The organism is Streptococcus sp. 2154, from assembly GCF_013277255.1.
Lineage (GTDB): Bacteria > Bacillota > Bacilli > Lactobacillales > Streptococcaceae > Streptococcus > Streptococcus pseudopneumoniae.
Genome location: NZ_VMMK01000039.1, coordinates 14,124 through 30,571 on the forward strand (window position 1 = coordinate 14,124; position 16,448 = coordinate 30,571).

Annotated in this window: 13 protein-coding genes, 5 pseudogenes and 1 riboswitch; of the genes and pseudogenes, 2 read left to right on the forward strand and 16 right to left on the reverse strand. The window is 39.0% G+C overall.

Features of this window, described 5'->3' with window-relative positions; genetic code table 11:
• Positions 1-182 precede the first annotated feature (182 nt).
• The 16 genes and pseudogenes from rpoE to HT693_RS07535 all read right to left on the reverse strand — a co-directional run bounded on the left by rpoE (position 183) and on the right by HT693_RS07535 (position 13,456).
• Entirely contained in the window at positions 183-767 is a 585-nt protein-coding gene (gene rpoE, locus HT693_RS07460) for a DNA-directed RNA polymerase subunit delta (RefSeq protein WP_000418403.1), read from the reverse strand.
• Positions 768-894: 127 nt separating this feature from the next.
• Positions 895-1,344 (reverse strand): annotated as a pseudogene (locus HT693_RS07465) (GNAT family N-acetyltransferase).
• 4 nt (positions 1,345-1,348) lie between these two features.
• Positions 1,349-1,471, reverse strand: a pseudogene (locus HT693_RS07470) (chromosome partitioning protein ParB); the annotation flags it as partial.
• Positions 1,472-1,480: 9 nt separating this feature from the next.
• Positions 1,481-1,588: pseudogene (locus tag HT693_RS07475) on the reverse strand (IS5/IS1182 family transposase); the annotation flags it as partial.
• A 102-nt stretch (positions 1,589-1,690) separates the two neighbouring features.
• Positions 1,691-2,374: pseudogene (locus HT693_RS07480) on the reverse strand (transposase); the annotation flags it as partial.
• Positions 2,375-2,514: 140 nt separating this feature from the next.
• Positions 2,515-3,711, reverse strand: a complete 1,197-nt coding sequence (locus HT693_RS07485) for an MFS transporter (protein ID WP_100127924.1) — start codon at positions 3,709-3,711, stop codon at positions 2,515-2,517.
• Between the two features lie 556 nt (positions 3,712-4,267).
• Positions 4,268-4,396 (reverse strand): annotated as a pseudogene (locus HT693_RS07490) (phosphatase PAP2 family protein); the annotation flags it as partial.
• A 26-nt stretch (positions 4,397-4,422) separates the two neighbouring features.
• Positions 4,423-5,643 (reverse strand): MFS transporter, encoded by a 1,221-nt coding sequence (locus tag HT693_RS07495; RefSeq protein WP_001091363.1) that lies wholly within the window; start codon positions 5,641-5,643, stop codon positions 4,423-4,425.
• Between the two features lie 199 nt (positions 5,644-5,842).
• Positions 5,843-6,715 carry a helix-turn-helix transcriptional regulator gene (locus tag HT693_RS07500; RefSeq protein ID WP_000525619.1) on the reverse strand — a complete coding sequence of 291 codons (873 nt, stop codon included), beginning with the start codon at positions 6,713-6,715 and terminating at the stop codon, positions 5,843-5,845.
• 111 nt (positions 6,716-6,826) lie between these two features.
• The gene (locus tag HT693_RS07505; protein ID WP_000653436.1) at positions 6,827-7,477 is read right to left on the reverse strand and encodes a phosphatase PAP2 family protein; all 651 of its coding nucleotides are present in this window, start codon (positions 7,475-7,477) and stop codon (positions 6,827-6,829) included.
• Positions 7,467-8,030, reverse strand: a complete 564-nt coding sequence (locus HT693_RS07510; RefSeq protein WP_000185825.1) for an ECF transporter S component — start codon at positions 8,028-8,030, stop codon at positions 7,467-7,469. Before HT693_RS07510 ends, HT693_RS07505 begins: the two co-directional genes overlap by 11 nt.
• A 163-nt stretch (positions 8,031-8,193) precedes the next feature.
• Positions 8,194-8,412: riboswitch (FMN riboswitch) on the reverse strand.
• Between the two features lie 53 nt (positions 8,413-8,465).
• Positions 8,466-8,969, reverse strand: a complete 504-nt coding sequence (locus HT693_RS07515) for a tRNA (cytidine(34)-2'-O)-methyltransferase (protein ID WP_000181376.1) — start codon at positions 8,967-8,969, stop codon at positions 8,466-8,468.
• Between the two features lie 192 nt (positions 8,970-9,161).
• Entirely contained in the window at positions 9,162-9,992 is an 831-nt protein-coding gene (locus tag HT693_RS07520; protein ID WP_001148088.1) for an energy-coupling factor transporter transmembrane component T, read from the reverse strand.
• On the reverse strand, positions 9,977-11,659 hold the full coding sequence (locus HT693_RS07525) for an ABC transporter ATP-binding protein (protein ID WP_138705106.1): 1,683 nt from the start codon (positions 11,657-11,659) through the stop codon (positions 9,977-9,979). Before HT693_RS07525 ends, HT693_RS07520 begins: the two co-directional genes overlap by 16 nt.
• 387 nt (positions 11,660-12,046) lie before the next feature.
• Positions 12,047-12,592, reverse strand: a complete 546-nt coding sequence (locus HT693_RS07530; RefSeq protein ID WP_000795930.1) for an ECF-type riboflavin transporter substrate-binding protein — start codon at positions 12,590-12,592, stop codon at positions 12,047-12,049.
• A gap of 15 nt (positions 12,593-12,607) precedes the next feature.
• Complete coding sequence (locus tag HT693_RS07535; protein WP_023937107.1) at positions 12,608-13,456, reverse strand: S-adenosyl-l-methionine hydroxide adenosyltransferase family protein; 849 nt, start codon at positions 13,454-13,456, stop codon at positions 12,608-12,610.
• Between the two features lie 186 nt (positions 13,457-13,642).
• On the opposite strand from HT693_RS07535, the gene trkA reads away from it, so the two are divergent.
• Both trkA and HT693_RS07545 read left to right on the forward strand, forming a co-directional pair.
• Positions 13,643-14,992, forward strand: a complete 1,350-nt coding sequence (gene trkA, locus HT693_RS07540) for a Trk system potassium transporter TrkA (protein WP_023937108.1) — start codon at positions 13,643-13,645, stop codon at positions 14,990-14,992.
• 3 nt (positions 14,993-14,995) lie between these two features.
• Positions 14,996-16,435 carry a TrkH family potassium uptake protein gene (locus HT693_RS07545; RefSeq protein WP_172925090.1) on the forward strand — a complete coding sequence of 480 codons (1,440 nt, stop codon included), beginning with the start codon at positions 14,996-14,998 and terminating at the stop codon, positions 16,433-16,435.
• The last annotated feature ends 13 nt before the right edge of the window (positions 16,436-16,448 follow it).

The following is a 16,448-nucleotide window of genomic DNA, read 5'->3' on the forward strand; positions in this document are numbered from 1 at the left end:
TTTGAGCAGCCTACGGCTAGTTTCCTAGTTTGCTCTTTGATTTTCATTGAGTATAAAATACAAGAAGATAACTTCTTGTAAAAACAAAAATAGCTCCCTAAGAACTAGGGAGCTCCGACCTCTAAAAGAGGTGCCCGAACAATATGATACCTAAAAATAGGATAATTGTCAATAGCTAACTTTTATTCCTCGATGATTTCAGCATCATCATCTGAAAACTCGTCGTCTTCGTTGAGATCCACATCTTCTCCCAAGTCATCTGGAGCGATTTCGTTGATTTCTGCATCATAAGCTTCCACTTCATTTTTTTCATCATCTGGATTTTCATCATCGTATGAAAGAGCTGGATCTGCTTCGTATGCATCTTCGTCTTCTGGATCATCTGCATTGTAGTCAATGGCATCTGAATCACCATCCATAAAGGCATTGACACGTTTTTTCTTAGCTTTTGGTGCTACTTCATCGTCGTCATTTTCTTCAAGAGCGATGATTTCTTCGTCGATTTCGTCCACACCATACCATGAACGAAGACCCCATTTGTTGTCCCCAAGTGAGATGAAGCTACCGTCAAAGTTCAACTCTGTGTAGAACAAAGGCAAAGCTTCGCGGATATCGCTGTTTGATGTTCCAAGGTAGTTTTGAATTTCATTTACAAGATCGCTAAAATGCATCTCATGATCGCGACCACGAAGTTCCAAGATAGCACGCGCTACCTCAATCATAGATAGTTCACTTTTTTCTTGCCCAGCAAATACTTCTAATTCCAAAGCGTTTCTCCTCATTTATACTACTATCGCCAGAGCAAACAGACTCTGACCTCATTTTATCATTTACTCTTTATTTTACGATAATTTTGCGGAATAGTCAAAGGTTAAGGGGGAGAAAGTGGCAGGATTAGACTAATTCCAATATAAAACTCCTTCCTTTTTCTGTTGCTCCATTTTCCACAAATCCAAGCGACTTGAAACACCTCCTAGAAGCATGATTGTAGGTGTAGATTTCCTTAACTCTCAATTCTTTCCATCCTTTTACTCAAGCAAATTCAATCAAAGCACTTAGAATCTTTTTTCCAAGTCCTCGATGTTGGTAAGCGGAATTCCCAATCACAATGGGGAGATTATCCTGAGATAGTGTAATATCCCCAATTGGAAACCATTCTCCCTTCTCCTTGACTTCAATCCAAAAAGGCTCACCATGCCGATCCAAATAGAAATACATGGCTTCCAAGGTCGCTTGACTGTAAGGAAGCTTCACCCCATCTACGAGGTAAACCAAGTTCACATCCTGATACCAAGCAAAAGCTTCCTCACAATGATTGACCTTATAATAAGGAACAAGACACAATGCACTACCTTTTCAACAAAAGAGTTGCTGCTTGATTAAAACCATCACACCAGTTATACCATTTTGCTTCATACCCATCTTGAGCTAGGATACGATCTTCTAAATCAAAAACAGAGTAAATAGACTTCCTGCAAAACTAGAATCCTAGTTCATGATTGATAATACCAACAATCAAATTCATTCGTAATCCGAAGCGTTTACGATGATTTCGATAGGTTGTTGAAAATATTTTAAACGTTTTCATAGTGAGATGAAATAAGAACAGGACAAATCAATCAAGACAGTCAAATCGATTTCTAACAATGTTTTAGAAGTAGAGGTGTACTATTCTAGTTTCAATCTACTATACTTTGTCAAAAATACTCTCAACCTTGATTCTCTCCTTAGATAGCGCATGGTTATAGGCTTTATCTTCAGCTATTAGCGGCTTGAGTTTGCTGGATTTACGTGGAGTTTGTGCTTAAGGATATATCTTCATGAGCCCTTGATAACCACTGTCAGCCAAGATTTTACCAGCTTGTCCGATATTTCTGCGACTCATTTTGAACAACTTCATATCATGACAATAGTTCACAGTGATCTCCAAAGAAACAATTCTCCCTTGACTTGTGACAATCGCTTGAGCCTTCATAGCGTGGCATTTCTTTTTACCAGAATCATTCGCTAATTGTTTTTTAAGGCGATTGATTTTTACTTCCGTCGCATCAATCATTACCGTATCCTCAGAACTGAGAGGAGTTCTTGAAATCGTAAAACCACTTTGAACAAGAGTTACTTCAACCCATTGATTCCGATGGGTTAAGTTGCTTTCGTGGATACCAAAATCAGCCGCAATTTGTTCATAAGTGCGGTATTCTCGCACATATTGAAGAGTGGCCATCAGAAGGTCTTCTAGGCTTAATTTAGGTTTTTATCCATCTTTTGCGTGTTTAATTTTTAATACGGCTAACATCTCTTCAAAAGTCGTGCGCTGAACAGCAACAAGGAGCTTAAATCGTGTATCAGTTAGTTGTTTACTTGCTTCATCATTTTATTGTATCATATTTTTGTTTCACAGGAAGTCTAATCTAATGGAATAGGAGGCAGTAAGATGGAAACTATCATAGCTTGTACTCATAAACTACTCAAAACGATATATGAAGTCTTATATCTCCATAAAAATACATAATTTCACAGTGTTTTTTTTAATGCTGACGATATTACAGGAATAAATGAAATTGCAAAATAAATGATAACTGAAATAAAGTATACTGGCAAAATTCCAATTAAGTCTGCTAGATAACTAAATGAAACTAGCGCTACAGCATACATTAGTTGCATTAAAACACTTCTGGCAGCAAAAGCTCTTGCCAATATACTAGGATCAACTTTTTCTTGAATAATTGATTCTTGAATTATATTTCTAATTTGTGCAGGGGGGCCGACTAGAAAAGAAATAATAATTGTTATGATAGGGCTTCTATTAACAGTGTAAAATAGTGTGAGTAGTGTAACAAGAAGTGATGATATAAACAAAAATTTTCCTGGAAAATGTTGAAGTTTATGAGAGTATTTTGTTATTACCCCTCCTCCAACTATAATCCCTAAGAAGTATGCTGAACCCTGGTATCCCCACCAAGTTTCACTTGTTAAAAGGATAGTGGTTGTAAATGCTAGGAGGTATGAAGATGTCCAAATCACATTTGCAAAATTTTCAATAATATCCATAATAGTTATATCCCTGATGACAGGATTATCCCTTATAGGTATGAGACCTTCAAAAATTTGATATACATATGAACTTTTGGAAGAGTTTGGTTTATGTTGATTCTTTTCAACGTGAATATAAAAACTTAGAACTGAGGAGAGCAAGAAACACAAAGATATACAATATAATGAATATTGCAAACCTAGTAACGTAGACAATGGAATTGCAAGTGCCCAGCCTGCTGTTTGAACGGATTGACGAATGCTTAGGGTGAGACCGTTTGCTTTTACTATCGCATCATTATCAACTATACTAGGAACAATAGCTAGACGTGCAGGAGTATAAAAACTATTGGTGATGCTTATTAAAAAGACTGTGGAATAGGTTATTATAATACTATCATTAAATGAACTGATAATGGTATAAGACAGAGTAACTAGCCCACCAATCAGATTAGTAAACGACAATACATTTTTATGTGAAATTTTGTCTAAAAAAATAGGTCCAATCAAACCTCCTATAACTGCTGAAATAGTTCCTATTATCAAAACAAATGTTGATTCACTGATAGAATTACTTTGTGAATAAACCTTTGAGATGATTGTTACACTGAAAAAAATATTTGCAATCAAGTTAAAAATTTGATTGCAAAGTAAGTATTTAAAATTATTATTGCTTATCTTAACTCATTCCTTTTGCAAATAAATATTGATTAGTATAGCAAAAAAATATATTTTACGCAATTACTATGCTCTCGTGTTGATATACCATACATATGAAAGCTTCTACCTTTCCTTTTGTATATCTATCTAATTTTAGCCATATTGCTTGAGAATTCCATAACCTTTCTTGCAAAATCATAGTTTTAGGTGGTGACTAAAATAGATAGAAATATAATATTGCTTACGGTAGGAATTATGGTATCTCTTGGGAACAGTGATCTCTCTAAACATGTAAAGTCTGATTTTATTAATTAAGGAGGTACATTTATCGTATGGTTTTATAATCACTCTATGAGGGACAGGGGAATCACTTGCTGATTCCTCCTAATTTCTAGCTGGACGGTATTGATCGGACTCTTTATAAGCTCTAAGGTTGCATGGGAAGAGCTCCTCCAACTTAAATCAGCGTAATGGGATAATACAGAATGGTCCATTTTTCTAATAAGTATAGTTGAGTCGGATGAAGACATGCTATATTGACTTTCATTTCTTTCTCCTCAAGGGAATTCGATACTCACTTCTGTTTGCCTTTAAATCGCCATTGGAAGCGGAGCTTGTCATAAAAGGGAAACTCGATAAACAAGACTCCCAAACCCAGACAGAGACTGGCAAGAACGTCTGATGGGTAATGAACTCCCACCCAAAAAGAGACAGTAGTTCATACTACTATTACTCTATTTTCATTGCTTTCACAATTGCTAAGGCAGTCAATACAAAAATAAAAAGTGGAAGCACTGTGATTTTTAGGTTTGTAGCACTCGCTAAGGCAACGATGAGCATGCTAAGAATTCCTGGTACAACAACATTGAATACTCCAAGCACTGACTGGATGGTTCCCATGACTTCTTCTGGAACCATCGAGAATACAAGGTTGAAAATCCGAGGCCCCATCATTCCTACTGCAACTGCGCATAAGAAGACAACTACCAATAAAAGGAGGAAATGATTGATCAACCAAGAAAAGAGAATACAGAGATGCATAATTTCTTCAAAGTAGACAATCATTTTTATGGGAATATTTTTTAGGATACCTCCACTCAAAAAACTTCCCACAATCGTTCCTGAAAAAATAACCACTGACAATGCTGCAATGGATTTCCCAGTGTCAAAGAAGATAAATGGATGATGAATCAACATCAAAGTCGTTAAAGGGGTAATAATGCTTAAAATCACTTGGTTCATAGCTGCAATGAATATTAATTTGATGATGGTTGGAAAACTTGACAATATCTTCATAGAATAGAGGAAATGCTCTCCAAAAGATTTTGCGGTTAATCTTTTACTAACCTCCATCTGTCCCTCAATATCTCTCAAAGAAGTACGAATAAACACCACACCCAACAGTGCAAAAAGAAAGGTCAAAGCATTCAAACCCACAAACATCTGAAGACTGATGACCCCAATCAAAACTCCACCTGTAAGGTTGCTAAGAATATTAACTACACCAGCAGTTGCCTGTCTAAACCCCATAGCATCTGTCATATCATCTCCTATAATCCTCACATACAAAGGAGAAATCATAGCACCTGCAAAATAACTCATGGTATCTGATAAAAGATTGATGCCACAAATAAGAAAAACCATCCCCATAGAAAAGTTCTTATCCGTTACAAACAGTGTCAATAGAGTATAAAGCAGAAACTTACTTGCCAATATAGCAATATATTTTGCAACACGATTTTTTTGAAAATCGGCAATAACGCCTGTGAACAACTGAGAAATCTGCGGCAAAGTCTCCGAAACTGTTATACAAAGAACAGCTAATGAAGCAAATTTATATCCCGATACATAAGAAATAAATGAAATATAAAACAGCGTATCACCAAATGACGAAACCCATTGATTAATTAGCAACATCCGGTAATTTTTATTGGTCAGAAAAGTATTCATTGGATTGCCTCCTTCTTCAGCTCAAAAGGAAATTGAAATCCTAACAACGCCCAATATATCCCCAAAGCTCCAATACCAAAATCAAAAACTATTGATGATATTCTAATACATCAATTTTGGTTTGTCAATAATTTTTATGGTGTTTTTTTATTTTTTTTGAAATATGAATTTAAGTTATCTAAAAATACAAATCTTTTTCTTAATCTTCACTTTCCAATAATTTCATTTCCTTCTCAATTTCTAGCATCATTCTCTGGTTCTCTTCGTGCTTGTAAAGCTGATAAGATACTTGATAAAAACCTAGTATCCTATCCCTTTCAGCAAAGCTCTCGCTTATATTTCCCAATAAACAATACAAATCTGCTAATCGATAACTACTATTATATCTTTTACAAATAGCTATCGTTTCTGTAATTTCTGCTATAGCTTCAGATGTTCGTTCATTCAACCACAAATATCTACAATAGTTATATCGGAATTTAATCATCAATTCTAACTGTTCCAAATGATGAACAGATAGTGACTGGAGGTTCTCTTTTAAAAGTTGATAGAGTTCCTGATATGTGTCTTCCTGCCCCATATCAAAATAAAAATTAGCCAAGGTATTTCCCAGTTGTAGATAGTAAAAATCAGATTTTTTCAGAGATAACAGTATTTTTTCCAGTTTCGCAACTGCCCCTGTTTGATGATTTAAATAACAGAATTGAACTAATGTATCAATCCAGTCCAAATAAATCTGGTCTTTAGCAGATAGACGAGTACGTTTAGATTTTTCCAGTTCATAGATGTAATGGAGAGATTCATATTCCCTCTCATCCAAAAATTTCTTAGATAATTCTTTAAACTTATCAATATTTTCTAAACTAGAAACCTCAGTATCTTCAAAGAAATAATCCATGCTCACCTTCAATCGCTTAGATAGTTGAAAGAGTAATTCTGACCCAGGTGAATATTTACCTTGCTCCATACGGCTAATCTGCCCTTGCTCACAAATCCCCTCAGCTAATTCTTTTTGAGATAATTTTAATTCCTTTCTTTTATTTTTTAATCGTGTCGCTAATAGCATACCCACACTTTCTTCCTCCTTGCTTTATTTATTAAAATATATCAAACACCAAAACATGTTTCAAGTATATATTTCATATGGTTCTATTGGTATTTGTACAATTTTTTATCTTTTCCATCACTTCTGCTTGCCTTTAAATCGCCATTGGAAGCGGATCTTGTCATAGAAGGGAAATTCGATAAACAGGACTCCCAAACCCAGACAGAGACTGGCAAGAACGTCTGATGGATAATGAACTCCCAGATATACCCTTGATACCAGCACACTAACTAGGTAGAGGCCAAGGACGATTTGTACAATTTTTCTCCAGACTGGATTTTTAATTCGTTGACTGAGAATGACAATCAGAGTACCTACCATCAAAGTTACAGCCAGAGAATGCCCACTTGGGAAGGAAAATCCCTTCTCCTCCACAAGATGTAAGATAGCTGGTCGTGGGCGCTGGTAGATATTTTTAAAGGTCACGATTAAAAGACCCGCTAAAGCCAAATTCCCCAGCATGAAGAAACTTTCTATCTTCCATCGCTTACGATAAAAGACAAAAGCTGTAATAACAACCCAAGTGATAATCACTGGGATATCAATCAAGCGTGTGATGGCTTTGAAAAGAATAGTCAAGTAATCTGGCAAATCTCCTCGAACTACCGTTTGAATCAATTGGTCAAAACCGACCAGCGTTTCAGGGTAAAATTTGACCATGTAGCCAAGAATAACGAAAAGTAAAAGGGCAAAACTGCCCTTCATTAAAAATGTTTGTTTATCTTTCATAGTGTTTTAAGGTTGGTTTCAAAAGGACGTACAACAACCAGAATGAAACGGAAAAGATTACACCCTCAATCAAGTTAAAAGGTAATACCATGGTCATTAGGTAGTTGGAAAGTCCCAAAATTTTTCCAATATCAAAGTTAGCAAACTTAGCGTACAAAGGAACAGCATAAACATAGTTGAGAACCAACATGGCAAAGGTTAAACCAATAGTTCCAGCTAGAGAGCCTAGTAGGAAACGAAGGGTTGTCCGTTCCTTTTTCCAAATCAAAGCAAATACGATGACAAAAACTCCCAAAGCTACGATATTCATCGGCAAACCAATGTAAGTATTCACTCCTTGGCTGTTAAGAAGCAATTTCAAGAGTGAGCGAAGCAAGAGCACTCCTAGAGCAGCAGGCAAATCCATGACCACCAGACCCACAAGGACTGGCAAGATACTAAATTCGATCTTGAGGAAGGATGCCGCTGGCAAGAGCGGAAAGTCAAAGTACATCAGCACAAATGAGATGGCTGATAAGATCGCAATGGTCGAAAGTCGACGTGTGTTTGTCATAACAGGTTCCTCCAATTTTCTATAAAATCAGAAGAAGTTAGAAAGGATTCCTCTATCTATTCTCACTTTTTATATCCCAAAAGTTCCCTCTCACTCTATTAAGGAAATTCAAGCAAGCGGTTACAGTTTAGCTATAAATCTATCAGAACAGACAAAGCTATTCTTTCGTCTTCTCCCATCCAGACTATACTGTCGGTTGTGGAATCTCACCACATCAGCTTGCGCTCGCGGACTTATTTGGCTAAGATATTTTAGATTTATCTAGGCGTCGCAGTCGAAGATAATACTTAAAGTATATCGAGACAAGACAACGACGAGAAAGCTAAAATAGCTAGTCAAATTTACCGCCGGTCGGGAATCACACCCTGCCCTGAAGACTCTTTTATCATAACAAAAAACGCTTGCAAGCGCAAGCATTTTGTTCATTTTCATTTTTTATTTCAATTTATCTGCTTCATAGGTATGAACGAGCTCAAGACCTGCAAAGTGCTGCTGGCGGAGGGCTTCGTAGACAATCATGCAGACGGTATTAGACACATTGAGACTGCGGACATGTTCATCATTCATGGGAATACGGAGAGCCTTCTCAGGATGTTCTCGCATAAAGTCCTCAGGCAAGCCCTTGTCTTCACGTCCAAAGAGAAAATAATGGTCCTCGTCAGTCGATAAATCCACATCAGAATACACTTTCTCAGCAAATTTTGAGATCAGATAGAGTTTGCCCTTCATATGAGACATGAAATCCTCCAAACTCTCGTAAAAATAAATCTCTAGTTTATCCCAATAATCCAATCCAGCTCGCTTCATCTTGCGGTCGTCAATAGGAAAGCCCATTGGCTTGATGATGTGGAGGGGAGAATTGGTCGCAGCACAAGTACGCGCGATATTGCCTGTATTTTGTGGAATTTGTGGTTCAAATAATACAATGTGATTTGTCATGACTTGCTTCCTTTCACCATTGCAAAAAAATAGCCACACTGCCCGGAGTCAAGCTCAGCAAACAGCGTGGTTAAGGCATCGTTAACTTACCTCACAACAGGTTTGAAGTAAATCAGCGAAACTACTTTCTTAGTATAACACTTTCAGAATCATTGTCAATAGAAACGACTTGATTTTTTCAATTTTTTCAAGCTATTTCCAAGGATTGTAAAATCGTCCTTGATTCTGCAAGATAAGTAGTAAACTAGCTACTAAAAACAAGGCTGCCAAGAACAAGGTAAGATAGTCTCCTTTTTTCAAGGCCTGATAACTATACCAAGTGCGTTTTTTCTCTTTCCCAAAGCGCCGAAGCTCCATGGCGGTCGCGATGGTATCAATGCGTTCTAGCGAGCTAAAAATCAAGGGAGTAATAATGCGCAAATTGCCTTTGATTCGTTGCATAAGAGAAGCTTTCTTGGATAATTCCATCCCACGCGCCTCCTGAGACATTTTGATAGTAAAGAATTCTTCCTGCAAATCTGGAATATAGCGCAAGGTCAGACTGACTGAATAGGCAATCTTGTAAGGCACACCAATTTGATTTAAACTAGAAGCAAACTGACTAGGATGGGTTGTCATCAAAAAGATAATAGCCAGAGGAATGGTACAAAGGTACTTAATGGCCAGATTTAGCAGATAAAAGAGCTCCTGGCTGGTCAGAGTGTAGGCACCGATTCCCTGCCAAATCACACTTCTCTCTCCGTAAAGTCCAACCCCATACTCAGGAGAAAAGAGATAGACCATCAAAACGTTTAAAACGGCAAATACCGTCGCAAAAACGGCCACAAAGGAAACATCTTTAAAACGGATTTCTGACAAATAGAGGAGAAAGACCGAAAAGATGGCAATCAGAACAAGCAGTCTGGTATCATAGCTAATCATGGCCGCCAATGACACGAGGATGAAAAAGAGAAGTTTACCAGCTCCTGACAAGCGATGAATCACAGTATCTCTATGCTGGTAACCAATTAATTTAGCTTGCATCCTTCTCTCCTTTCTTTGTAAAATGCCGTTAAAGCAAGTGGATCCACGTCTAGTTTTTTAGCCAAGTTGAAGATTGAAGTTTCTTTTAGATTGGCTTTTACTAACAGCTCAGGATTGCTCAAAAGACTAGCTGGATCAGTATCAGCAATCAGTTCTCCATCAACCATGACAAGGGCCCTGTCTGAATAATCCAGCATCAATTGCATATCATGCGTAATCATGACGATGGTATGACCTTTTTGATGCAACTCTTCGAGAAATTCCATAATCTCAGTATAGTTCTTCTGGTCTTGACCTGCTGTCGGTTCATCTAAGAGGATAATTTCAGCTCCTAAAACCAAAATTGAGGCAATAGTCACACGTTTTTTCTGACCAAATGACAGGGCAGAAATAGGCCAATTACGGAATTCATAGAGACCACAGATTTTCAAGGTTTCATAGACTCTCGTTTCAATTTCCTGCTCGTCCACACCTCGCAAACGTAGTCCCAGAGCCACCTCATCAAAAATCATATTGGTTGAAATCATTTGATTGGGATTTTGCAGCACATAGCCTACTCGTTCCGCCCGCTCTGCAACAGAATCTCCTTTGATATCCTGTCCTTCCCAAAGATAGCGGCCTTCCGTCTGAATAAAGCTACTTAAGGCCTTGGCTAAAGTTGACTTTCCTGCTCCATTTTTCCCGACAATGGCAATCTTTTCACCCTTTTTAATATCCAAATGTAGGGATTTTAAAATCGGTCTATCATCATAAGAAAAAGAAACCTCCTCTAGTCTAAAAAGTGACTGCAAATCTGGCATCTCTTTTGCCAGTTCATTCTGCAACTGAACCTGACCTTTTGAGATAGACAAGTTATCCAGATCTGCTAACTGTTCTTCCTTGGCTAAATCCACACCCAATTGACGGAGAGTGGTGAGATAAAGGGGTTCGCGAATTCCATTTTGGGTCAACAAATCAGTCGCCAATAACTGATCAGGACTTCCATTAAAGAGGATACGGCCATCGTTTATCAAGACAATCCGATCCACAGGTCGATGCAGAACATCTTCCAAACGGTGCTCGATAATAAGGGTCGTCGTCCCCTCCTCCTTATGAATCTGATCAATCAATTCAATAATATCCTGACCTGACTTGGGATCCAGATTGGCGAGTGGCTCATCAAACAAGAGAATCGGACTTTCATCAATCAAGACACCGGCTAGACTAACTCGCTGCTTTTGTCCACCAGACAAGTCTTGAGGACGCTGAGCTAGTAAAGGGAGAAGGTCCAGCTTTTCAGCCCATTTATGAACACGACTTTTCATCTCTTCTAGATCTGTCACATCATTCTCCAGAGCAAAAGCCAAGTCTTCTGCCACAGATAAGCCGATAAACTGCCCATCTGTATCCTGCAAAACTGTGCTAACCAGATGAGACTTATCATAGATGCTCATATCAAAAGCGGCTTGACCCTTGATCACAAATTCTCCAGACATCTGGCCCTTGTAAATATTGGGAATTATCCCATTCAAACACTGACCCAAGGTAGATTTACCTGACCCAGATGGCCCAACAATTAAGACTTTCTCTCCCTTGTAAATGGTCAAGTCCACCCCCTGCAAGGTCGGTTCTTGTTGTGTTTCATACCGGAAAGAGAAATCCTTCCACTCAATTATAGCTTCTTTCATCTTACTCTCTTCATTCGCTTCTTCTACTCAATGAAAATCAAAGAGCAAACCAGGAAGTTAGCCGTAGGTTGCTCAAAANNGTTGCAGATAGAGCTGACGCAGTTTAAATTAGATTTTCGCAGAGTATTAGACTTCTATTTTATCATAAATTTACCCCTTCTTGCAGTCTCTTCTCTTAAAATCTTAGCGCCAAAAAGATTCCTATCCTAGCTTACTTGCCTAACTAATCTATAAACATCGAAAAAGACTGGTTGCCCAGCCTTCCCCATCATTTTATACTCAATGAAAATCAAAGAGCAAACCAGAAAGCTAGCCACAAGTTGCTCAAAACACTGTTTTGAGGTTGCAGATAGAGCTGACGTGGTTTGAAGAGATTTTCGAAGAGTATTAGTCCTTTTTCAAACTTCCTGCACGAGTTTGAGTTCCTGCATAGGCAAGCAAGAGAAGAGTTCCTGCAATAGCTACAGATACACCATTAGCAATTCCCGCAACAATTCCTTGGGCAAATACTTTTTCTGCAGCTTCTTGATAAATCACAACATCTCCAAGTGGTGCCAAGACACCCCAAACAAGGGCATTTGCAAGTAGTTGAATGAGGTTAAAAATAAGAATATCTTTCCAGTCAAAGACACCATTGATCACGCGAACGTACTTTCTAAATAGCCCCACAGCTAGACCAAAGAGCCCACTAGCGATAATCCAAGTCCACCACAGACCGTAACCAGCAAGAGAGTCCTTGATTGCATGACCAATCAACCCGACAAGCAAACCGATAATCGGTCCAAAAATAATAGAAAGTAGCGCTTGTACCGCATACTGAAGCTGGATGCTTGTATTTGGAACAGGGGTCGGAATGTTGATCATCCCGATGACGACAAAGAGGGCAGCGCCAATTCCTACAGCAACAACTTGTTTAATTGATTGATTTTTCATCTATATTCTCCTATTTTATGATTCTATTTTCTTTATTTCAATGGTCCAAGATGAACCGACACCTACATTATAGGCCTTGGCAAAGGAACCTTGGTTGATAGCCAGACCTAAACGATAGAGAGAGTTGATGTAAAGGATGGGTTGCCCAATTCTCACATCTGCAAATGATTTGCCATAAACAACCTGATTTTGATAGACCAGCATATCAGCGTGATAGATGGTCACTTCAAAACGGTCACCAAATTCTGGTTCCAGTTTGTAAAATTCTTCTCGCGTAATAGAGGTCCAAAGCGAACCAAAACGCACATCCAGAATATCAATGGCTCCCTTCACCAGATGATCTTCAATAATGGTCTCTACGACTGGAAGTTCCACAATCTGATCCACACTGAGCTCTGGCCCCACTTCCTCAAAAGAAATGTGACCACTGGCCAGTTTAGCACCAGTATAGGCATAGACATCACGACCGTGGAAGGTATAAGAATGCTCTGTGTTTTGACGCCTATTAGCTACCTCAGAAATTTCACGAACGGCTACAATACCAACGTGTTTCTTGATAAAAGAAAGAGTCCCATTATCTGGCGTGACAATGTATTGATTGTTTGCAGTCTTGGCAACCACACTCTTACGTTTCGAGCCGACACCTGGATCGACAACCGATACAAAAGTCGTTCCCTCAGGCCAGTAATCCACCGTCTGAAAGAGACGGTAACTACCCTCAAAAATATTATAAGGCGTGATATCGTGCGTCAAGTGATGAATTTTTAAGGTTGGAGACTCTTCTAAAGCCACTCCAATCATAGCCGATACCGCACCATCAACCAGACCAAAGTCTGATTGTAGTACCAGTAAATTATTATTCATTTTGTCTCCTTGCATACCCTTTATCATACCATATTTCAGAGAAAGGTGCTAATAGCTATTTCAATTGGTTAGGATATAGTTTTACCTTATAGCAAATGTCCTACTAAAAGCTCTTCTTATTAGCTAGTAGGTGCATTTTTTTGAAAAAGGATATGATAGTTACATCATGAAAAAGTAGGTTTTATTATGAAAATCATCCTTGTCGGAGGGGGAAAAGTTAGTTCTGCCCTCTGTCGCTCCTTGGTTGCAGAAAAGCATGATGTTTTGCTGATTGAGCAAGACGAAGCTGTCCTCAATCATATTGTCAATCGCTTTGATATCATGGGTATCCTTGGTAACGGGGCCGATTTTACCATCCTTGAGCAAGCCAGTGTCCAGGATTGTGATATCTTTATCGCCCTGACTGAATACGATGAAGTGAACATGATTGCAGCCGTTCTAGCCAAAAAAATGGGAGCTAAAGAGACCATCGTTCGGGTGCGGAACCCTGAATATTCTAACTCCTATTTCAAAGAAAAGAATATTCTCGGTTTTTCTCTCATCGTTAACCCTGAGCTCTTGGCTGCCCGCGCTATCGCCAACATCATTGACTTCCCCAACGCTCTATCTGTCGAACGTTTCTTTGGTGGACGGGTCAGCTTGATGGAATTCACTGTTAAATCCTCCAGTGGTCTTTGCCAAATGCCCATTTCTGATTTTCGGAAAAAATTTGGCAATGTCATTGTATGTGCGATAGAAAGAGATCATCAAATTATCATCCCAAGTGGTGATATGACCATACAGGATAAAGATAGAATCTTTGTCACTGGTAACCGTGTTGATATGATGCTCTTCCATAATTATTTCAAGTCTCGTGCCGTGAAGAGTCTTCTTATTGTTGGAGCTGGTAGAATTGCCTATTATCTACTAGGTATCCTCAAAGATAGTCGTATTGATACTAAGATTATTGAAATCAATCCTGAAATCGCTAGCTTCTTTAGCGAGAAATTCCCAAACCTCTACATCGTTCAAGGAGATGGTACCGCACAAGATATCCTGCTGGAAGAAAGTGCTCAACACTATGATGCCGTTGCGACTCTAACAGGAGTCGATGAGGAAAATCTGATTACATCTATGTTCCTTGACAGGGTAGGTGTACAGAAAAATATTACTAAGGTCAATCGTACCAGTCTCCTCGAGATTATCAATGCGCCTGATTTTTCAAGTATCATCACACCTAAAAGCATCGCTGTAGATACGATTATGCACTTTATTCGTGGTCGAGTTAATGCCCAGTATTCAGACCTTCAAGCCATGCACCATCTAGCCAATGGCCAAATCGAAACCCTGCAATTCCATATCAAGGAAGCCAATAAAATGACTGCCAAACCTCTTTCTCAACTGAAATTGAAAAAAGGGGTTCTTATTGCAGCTATCATTCGAAAGGGCAAAACGATTTTCCCAACTGGGGAGGATATGTTGGAAGTTGGAGACAAGCTCCTAGTAACAACCTTGTTGCCGAATATCACTAAGATTTATGACTTGATTGCGAGGTAAGAAATGAATAAAAGTATGATTCGCTACCTCCTTTCAAAATTACTTTTGATTGAAGCTGTTCTCCTTTTGGTTCCTGTTGCGATTGCTGTCTATTACCGTGAATCGAGCCAAGTCTTTACAGCCCTCTTTTCGACCATAGGGATTCTCGTATTGTTAGGCGGTTCAGGGAGTTTACAGAAGCCAAAAAATCAACGGATTTATGCCAAGGAGGGAGTCTTGATTGTGGCCCTCTGTTGGATCCTTTGGTCCTTCTTTGGCGGTCTCCCCTTTGTCTTTGCTGGGCAAATCCCCAGCGTTATTGATGCCTTTTTTGAAATCAGTTCTGGCTTTACAACTACTGGAGCAAGTATTTTGAACGACGTTTCGGTTCTCAGCCGTTCCCTCCTCTTCTGGCGAAGTTTTACCCACTTGATTGGAGGGATGGGAGTGCTTGTTTTTGCACTTGCTATTATGGACAATGCCAAAAATAGCCACCTAGAAGTGATGAAGGCCGAGGTTCCTGGCCCTGTTTTCGGTAAGGTTGTATCCAAACTCAAAAATACTGCCCAGATTCTCTATCTCCTTTATCTAGCTCTCTTCTCCCTCTTTGTCATCATCTATTATCTGGCTGGCATGCCCCTATTTGATAGTTTTGTCATTGCTATGGGAACAGCAGGTACAGGAGGTTTTACCGTCTATAACGACGGAATTGCCCACTATGGCAGTTCACTAATTACCTATCTGGTTAGTATCGGAGTTCTAGTTTTTGGGGTAAATTTCAACCTTTACTACTACCTCATGCTCCGTCGCGTCAAAGCCTTCTTTGGAGATGAAGAACTTCGGGCTTATTTGGTCATCGTACTGGTTTCTACAGCCTTGATCAGCCTTAATACCCTCTATCTCTACCCAGGATTTTCCAAGAGCTTTGAAATGGACTTCTTCCAGGTTTCCAACATCATTACAACAACTGGTTTTGGATATGGAGACACTACCAATTGGTCCCTCTTCTCCCAGTTTATCCTCCTTTTCCTCATGGCAATCGGTGGCTCTGCTGGATCAACTGCAGGTGGACTCAAGATTATTCGAGGCCTCATCCTTTCAGAAATTGCCAAAAACCAAATTTTGTCCATTCTATCGCCCCACCGTGTTTTGACTCTCCATGTGAATCAAACGGTGATTGACAAAGATACCCAGCATAAGATTCTCAAGTACTTTGTCATCTATTCTATGATTTTGCTAGCGCTTATCTTTATTGTCAGCCTAGATAGCAATGATTTCCTGATCGTTACCAGTGCTGTCTTTAGCTGTTTCAATAACATCGGTCCTATTCTAGGAACGACATCTAGTTTCTCAATCTTTAGCCCTATCTCAAAAATTCTCCTCTCCTTTGCAATGATTGCAGGCCGCTTGGAGATTTATCCAATCCTACTTCTCTTTATGAAGAGAACTTGGTCTAAGAGATAAAATTCAAACCACA

What these genes read in the sequence shown, in the direction of transcription:
- HT693_RS07495 (WP_001091363.1), bottom strand. Translation starts at nt 5,643, where the DNA reads ATGAATACTTTTCTGACCAATAAAAATTACCGGATGTTGCTAATTAAT.
- HT693_RS07505 (WP_000653436.1), bottom strand. Translation starts at nt 7,477, where the DNA reads ATGAAAGATAAACAAACATTTTTAATGAAGGGCAGTTTTGCCCTTTTA.
- HT693_RS07510 (WP_000185825.1), bottom strand. Translation starts at nt 8,030, where the DNA reads ATGACAAACACACGTCGACTTTCGACCATTGCGATCTTATCAGCCATC.
- HT693_RS07515 (WP_000181376.1), bottom strand. Translation starts at nt 8,969, where the DNA reads ATGACAAATCACATTGTATTATTTGAACCACAAATTCCACAAAATACA.
- HT693_RS07520 (WP_001148088.1), bottom strand. Translation starts at nt 9,992, where the DNA reads ATGCAAGCTAAATTAATTGGTTACCAGCATAGAGATACTGTGATTCAT.
- HT693_RS07525 (WP_138705106.1), bottom strand. Translation starts at nt 11,659, where the DNA reads ATGAAAGAAGCTATAATTGAGTGGAAGGATTTCTCTTTCCGGTATGAA.
- HT693_RS07530 (WP_000795930.1), bottom strand. Translation starts at nt 12,592, where the DNA reads ATGAAAAATCAATCAATTAAACAAGTTGTTGCTGTAGGAATTGGCGCT.
- HT693_RS07535 (WP_023937107.1), bottom strand. Translation starts at nt 13,456, where the DNA reads ATGAATAATAATTTACTGGTACTACAATCAGACTTTGGTCTGGTTGAT.
- trkA (WP_023937108.1), top strand. Translation starts at nt 13,643, where the DNA reads ATGAAAATCATCCTTGTCGGAGGGGGAAAAGTTAGTTCTGCCCTCTGT.
- HT693_RS07545 (WP_172925090.1), top strand. Translation starts at nt 14,996, where the DNA reads ATGAATAAAAGTATGATTCGCTACCTCCTTTCAAAATTACTTTTGATT.